The 1,645-nt window shown below is 50.3% G+C and carries 1 protein-coding gene; it reads right to left on the bottom strand.

Annotated features, from left to right (window positions below; genetic code table 11):
* Positions 1-400 precede the first annotated feature (400 nt).
* Positions 401-1,564 (bottom strand): IS110 family transposase, encoded by a 1,164-nt coding sequence (locus tag EPO09_RS21760; RefSeq protein ID WP_290646642.1) that lies wholly within the window; start codon positions 1,562-1,564, stop codon positions 401-403.
* Positions 1,565-1,645: the final 81 nt, after the last annotated feature.

Genomic DNA, 1,645 nt, shown 5'->3' with positions numbered 1-1,645 from the left:
CACCCCCACGCTGCTCCGACGTTTGCATGACCGCCAGCGTGGGTTGCACCCGCCCTTCTATGATGCCCGTCAAGTACAACCAGCAAATTAATCACTTTAATTTTCGTTGGTCATTGTTCTGTCTCCTGTTTCATTGCATGGTGCGATCACAAGTCGTAATAAGTCTCTGGTCATTTGCTCGTGAAACCTAGGTTTCACCACCTTCTATCCGCTGGCGTTATTTACCAGCCTAATTCTGCATGCGCTGCGCGCTAGATGACCTTCTTTAGTCAAACCCCATCTACTATTGGCGGTTGTTGTTGACAACCAGGGCGGGTGACGGGTTTGAGTCCTTGTTACTGTTCTTGCTGTCGTTCTGCTGCAATGTGCTTCATTCATTTAGCTTCAATTTGCTTTTCTCTTAGCCGCCGCTTTTGACTTCTTTGAACTGCGCACCTTCCGGTATCACGCCGTACTCGATGTAGCGCCATAACGCGATGGCCAATCGCCTTGCCACCGCAACGATCGCGACGCGCCGTCCTCGTTTGTTGGGCGTCTGGCTGTGCGTCTTTTGCGCAAACCAGAGCGATATCTTGCTTTCAGGTTGGTAGCGCAACCACATCCACGCCATTTCTATCAGCAGGGAACGCACTCGTCGGTTGCCTTGCTTGCTGATGCCTTGGTCGATTCTTGTATCCCCACTGTCGTAAGGCTGCGGCACTAAGCCGACGCAGGAGCCAACTTGCTTTTGATTGTCGAACCGTCGCCAAAATAATTCTGTTGTAATGCGTATCGCGCCGATGTCACCGATTGCTTTTAATTTAGCAAACGTCGCTACTTTTTCTTGTACCGCCTCCGATAGTTGTGCAACTTGTGTTTTGGTGAGCGCTTTAAATTGTTCTTCCACTTGTGCCAGTCTTTCACATTCCCGCAACAATCGCGCTAGTAACTCCTTGGGTAAGGCTCTTCCATCATGGCAGCGTATTTCACCTGCTTGTAAGCGCTGCGCAAGATGATGTTCCACCTCGTCCCAGCAGCCCACGGTGCGCAGTAACTTGCGCATTCTGTCGTGATGTTGACCTATCTCTTTTTGCAAAACACCACGGTCTCTGACTAACTGCCTTTCCTCTTCCGCCAGTTCATCTGGCACGTGTAAGACACGCATGCGGTCTCGTTCGCCACGCAGCCATGCACGCAAGCTGTTGACCAGCATGATGGCATCGAGTCGGTCGGTCTTGGCGCGCCTTGCTTGACGACCCACCGGTATGCTCGCCGGATCGATCACTAAGCATGGATATCCCATTTCACTGAGCGCCCGACAAATCCAAAAACCATCTTGCCCCGCTTCGTGCATCACCACCACCTTGACATCGTTGGGCAACTGCCATTTCATCCGTGTTTCTTCGATGACTTTGACCACCGCCAACAAGCGCGCCTGTGCCTGCTCATCCGACACCGTAATGACCGACGGCTTATCTCTCCTGCCATCGCTTAGCCCCAATTTCCAGCTCTTATTGGAAAGCTCTAAAGACACCGCCAAAATCACTTTTTCTGAAGTAAAATCATCATTAAGAGTCGCAAGCATTTCGTTCTCCTTGATTTAATTGGTCGAACTTTTATTTTAGGGAGTGTTATTTGCTTGTCGACTCTTTTTTAATCATAGGAT

The organism is Aquabacterium sp. (assembly GCF_004297345.1).
In the GTDB taxonomy this organism is placed as follows: domain Bacteria; phylum Pseudomonadota; class Gammaproteobacteria; order Burkholderiales; family Burkholderiaceae_C; genus Aquabacterium.
The sequence above is the reverse complement of the archived record's forward strand: the minus strand, read 5'-3'. Positions and strand labels throughout refer to the sequence as shown.

Excerpts from the sequence above, each read along its gene's own strand:
- EPO09_RS21760 (WP_290646642.1), bottom strand. The coding sequence starts at position 1,564 with ATGCTTGCGACTCTTAATGATGATTTTACTTCAGAAAAAGTGATTTTG.